This is a genomic window from uncultured Megasphaera sp., from assembly GCF_958350005.1.
In the GTDB taxonomy this organism is placed as follows: Bacteria; Bacillota; Negativicutes; order Veillonellales; family Megasphaeraceae; genus Megasphaera.
On the sequence record NZ_CATWFF010000167.1, the window covers coordinates 1 to 4,386 of the forward strand.

The 4,386-nt window shown below is 50.3% G+C and carries 3 protein-coding genes; 2 read left to right on the forward strand and 1 reads right to left on the reverse strand.

The genetic code is table 11. The features are described 5' to 3' along the window. Window positions 1–46: 46 nt before the first annotated feature. Both Q3886_RS08715 and Q3886_RS08720 read left to right on the forward strand, forming a co-directional pair. Entirely contained in the window at window positions 47–964 is a 918-nt protein-coding gene (locus Q3886_RS08715) for a TSUP family transporter (protein WP_301861003.1), read from the forward strand. A 249-nt stretch (window positions 965–1,213) separates the two neighbouring features. After that, window positions 1,214–2,797, forward strand: coding sequence for an acyl CoA:acetate/3-ketoacid CoA transferase (locus Q3886_RS08720; RefSeq protein WP_301861004.1), 1,584 nt, complete (start codon window positions 1,214–1,216; stop codon window positions 2,795–2,797). Window positions 2,798–3,047: 250 nt separating this feature from the next. Here the strand turns inward: Q3886_RS08720 and Q3886_RS08725 are convergent, their stop codons facing one another. Beyond that, on the reverse strand, window positions 3,048–4,328 hold the full coding sequence (locus tag Q3886_RS08725) for a hypothetical protein (RefSeq protein WP_301861006.1): 1,281 nt from the start codon (window positions 4,326–4,328) through the stop codon (window positions 3,048–3,050). Window positions 4,329–4,386: the final 58 nt, after the last annotated feature.

Genomic DNA, 4,386 nt, shown 5'->3' on the forward strand with positions numbered 1-4,386 from the left:
CGTTACAGATGTATAACAAGTGAATTAGAATGGAGGGGCAACCCAAATGGTTGTAAATGCATTACTAGGTTTGATTGTGATTTTAAGCACGTACTTTTTAGTATTCTATGTTCGGGATATGTGGCGTCATCGCCATAATCTGGGAAAGGGAAAAACGCCTGTTGCCATGGGCATTGGCTTTATCGTAGACTTCCTTGATGTGTTCGGCATCGGCAGTTTTGCTACGACGACGATGTTGCTGAATGCGACGAAACAGCTGTCTCATGACCGGCTGCTGCCGGGGACGCTGAATGCGGCCTTTGCCATTCCCGTTGCCATTGAAGCCTTTATCTTCATCAGCGCCGTCAATGTCGAACCGATTACGCTGTTCTCGCTGATCTTCGCAGCTGTGGCCGGTGCAGCTATTGGCGGCCGCATCGTTCCCAGACTGCCGGAACAGAAAGTGCAGCTCGGACTGGGCATTGCCCTGCTGATTACGGCTGTGCTGATGATCGGCAAGCAGGCCGGCTTAATCGCTTTCCTGAGCAGCGGCAATACGGCCATTGGTCTGGTCGGCTGGAAACTGGGCGCCGCTGTAGTCATGAACTTCATCTTCGGCGCACTCATGACCATTGGCTGCGGCCTCTATGCGCCGTGTATGGTCATGGTTTTCCTGCTGGGATTAAACCCGACTGTAGCCTTCCCGGTCATGATGGGCTCCTGTGCAGCCCTGATGCCGGTAGCTGCCAAGGAATTCGTCATTGCCGGCGACTATGCCCGCAAAGTCAGCCTTTGCCTCATGACGGCCGGCATCGTTGCCGTCCTGATTGCGACCAACCTGGTCGTACAGATGGACTTGTCCGTTTTGACGATGGTTATTACCGTTGTCGTCCTGTATACGGGCATTATGTATGTACGCCGCGGCATGCGGGGCCTTCAGCCGGTCAAACATGACGACACCGTTCACGTTGTTGCCGGAAAATAGGGATTCTCCGGCTCCTGCAGAAAGGGAGCCTTGCTAATCAAATACGAAAGAGACTGTGCGGACATGACCGATTCTGGTCTTGTCCGCATTTTTTTGTGCAGTCTTGTGCCCTGTATGGGCAGTACAGGAATTCCTTGCATTTTTTTCTACCATTTCATGCATTGATTTCATATGGTATTCCATATGCCTCATTCGTATAATAAAAACATACATTACACATACTAACGTGAAACAGGAGATGGAAACAGTATGAAACAAGTGAAAATTATAACAGCCCAAGAAGCAGCTATGCTGGTAAAAGACAACGACGTCGTTACGACCAATGGCTTTGTCGGTTCCGGTCAGCCCGAAGCCCTGACCAGTGCCCTGGAAGCACGGTTCCTGGAAACAGGCGCTCCGAAAGATCTGACTCTGATCTATGCCGCTTCCCAGGGCAATACGGATGGCCGCGGCGGCGACCATTTTGCCCATGAAGGCATGATTAAGAAAGCCATTCTCGGCCACTGGAATGCTGTTACGGCCCTGCAGAAACTGGTCAACGAAAACAAGATGCAGGCCTACAACCTTCCTCAGGGAACGCTGTCTCAGTATTTCCGCGACGTAGCAGCCCGCCGCCTCGGCACGATTACTCATGTCGGCCTCGACACCTTTGCCGATCCCCGCATTACTGGCGGCAAACTCAATGACGTTACGAAAGACGATTTTGTAAAAGTCATTGAAATCGAAGGGCACGAACAGCTCTTCTATCCCCGCATGGACATGAACATCGGCTTTATCCGCGGCACCTATGCCGATGAATGGGGCAACGTTGTCATGAGCAAGGAAGTATCTCCTTTCGACGCTACGCCTCTTGCCCAGGCCGTACACAACAGCGGCGGCATCGTCGTCGTTCAGGTTGAAAAGATCGTCAAAGGCGGCACTCTCGACCCGAAACTGGTCAAGGTACCGGGCATTTACGTCGATTACCTCGTACAGGTAGACGACGAAACGAAGCGCCAGCAGTCCTTTGACTGCCCCTACGACCCGTCCCTGACCGGCGAAGTCACTGTTCCGGTAAAAGCCCTCGACCCGGCTCCGCTGAATGCGAAAAAAGTCATTGCCCGCCGGGCAGCCCTGCTGCTCCTCAACATGAGCAATGAAGCTGTTATCAACCTGGGCATTGGCATTCCTGAACTCGTTTCTTCCGTTGCCAATGAAGAAGGCATTGGCGACAGCCTTACCATGACTGTCGAAGCCGGTGCTATTGGCGGCGTGCCTCTCGGCGGCGTCCGCTTCGGTGCCGCTGTCAATGCCGAAGCCTATATGGATCAGGCCACGCAGTTTGACTTCTATGACGGCGGCGGTCTGGACCTGACCTGCCTGGGCCTGGCAGAATGCGACAAAGACGGCAACATTAACGTATCCAAGTTCGGTACCCGTATTGCCGGCTGCGGCGGCTTCGTCAATATTACGCAGAATACGAAGAGCGTAGTCTTCTGCGGCACCTTTACGACAGGCAAGCTGAAAGAAGAAATTAAAGACGGCGAACTGCATATCATTCAGGAAGGAAAAGTACAGAAATTCGTTCCCACTGTGGACCACATTACGTTCAGCGGCAACTATGCGCGCAAACATAAGCAGCATGTCCTGTATATTACGGAACGGGCCGTATTCGAAATGAAAGAAGACGGTGTTCACCTGACGGAAATTGCTCCTGGCGTAGATCTGCAGAAAGATATTCTCGATCAGATGGGCTTTACGCCGATCCTCGACGATGTCAAGACCATGCCGGCATTCCTTTTCAAAGATGAACCAATGGGCCTGAAACAGATGAAAGAAGACCTGAATAAATAACAGAATCAGCATAGATACAGCACAACGCCCCCTGTCTCGGACAGGGGGCGTTGTGCTGTGATAAAGACTATTCTTTCAGAAGCAGCGTCCGTTCGATGAGAGGACGGTACTGTTCGTATTTCTGCTGCAGCTGATCGACAGTATACTGGTGATATGTCGGCGATTCGCGAAGACTCTGGAAATAGTTGAGAATAATGGAATGGAGCCGTTCGTTGACGATCAGATAAAAAGGGCTGGCCTGGTTGAGAATCTATTTCTTATTCTTTTTCAGGAAGCCTGTCTTATAATTGGAATAGAAGGACACATTTTCGCCTTTATATACTGGCGAACTTCCCAGGGACGGCAGGACACCCATGACGATATGGGGATTGCCCTGCATGGCATCGAGGACGCTCTGAATATGTTCTTTCCGTTCCTGCGCCGTCAGGGTGTATTCCACATCAGTCAGGTAAATATAGCCCGTTTCCAGATAGCGCATGAGCGAGGCCGTCGGCAGGATGAATTCAATGTCCGAAGCATTGACGATTTCTTCCCAGGTCACGCACAGGCGCTGGATGGAAAAGGCCTGTTCCGGCGATACGTTTTGTATAATGCTTTCAAATACCTGATGAGGCAGGAGAAATTCAAAGCCATTGGTCAGGAAAAAGAAGAAGCGGCTCGTCGCATAAAAGGCCGTGCGGTATCCCATGTCATCCATGCCGAGAGAGCTGGTAATGGAAATGAGGGCCTTCTTTTCCGTTCCTGTAAAGCTGAATTTTTCGTAAATATCCCACACCGTGGACTCGTCAAAAATATAGGTGCACATATTGAACCGCGGCGGATTGGACATGGCGTACTGCACGGCGAAGACGCCGCGGAGAATGATGAGATTGGCATTTTCAATATCATGGGAATTGTAGAAGACGAAGTCGAAATCAAGAAACCGGTTGATCGTCTGATACAGGCGCTGTACATAGACCGGCTGCTTTTCCAGCTTGTCCATATCCAGGCCCACGCGGATGATAAGGCGCGTCGTCGTCAGATTGATGTTTTCGAAATATTTCCAGAATCCTGCGTCATAGAGCGTACAGAATTCACCGAGAACGAGGAGCTCTCCGTCGCCGTCCAGATTCTGAACTCCCTTCTGCAGCAAGTCGGACAGAAAGGCTGCTGTGTCATGATGGCCTGTAATCACCTGAATAGACGGTCTGTTTTCCTTGCCTTTCGTAGCATGATTCTGATGAAGTGTGGCCCTGTAGGCGGCACACAGATACTGGCTGATTTCAAAGCCTAAGTCCTTTATTTCACATGAAATAGGGAAGGTTTTATAAAATTTCTCTTCTTTTTTTTGTTTCACAATCAGTTCGGCAAAATACTGTCCCATTTCCTCGTTAATCCGTTCTACATAGCGGGAAGACGGCAGCTTTGTGCCGTTGCTCCACTTGTTTACATACGATACGTCGTAGCCGACAATATCGGCAAGGGATATGAATTTGGCCTGCGTAAAGGTGATTAACCTTTTTAATGTAGAAGCATACCCGTCTGAAATCATGAAGGCCCTCCTTATATATTGTTTTTGCCTAAAAAGTCAAAGGCATACTGTGTAAAGA

Excerpts from the sequence above, each read along its gene's own strand:
- Q3886_RS08715 (WP_301861003.1), top strand. The coding sequence starts at position 47 with ATGGTTGTAAATGCATTACTAGGTTTGATTGTGATTTTAAGCACGTAC.
- Q3886_RS08720 (WP_301861004.1), top strand. The coding sequence starts at position 1,214 with ATGAAACAAGTGAAAATTATAACAGCCCAAGAAGCAGCTATGCTGGTA.
- Q3886_RS08725 (WP_301861006.1), bottom strand. The coding sequence starts at position 4,328 with ATGATTTCAGACGGGTATGCTTCTACATTAAAAAGGTTAATCACCTTT.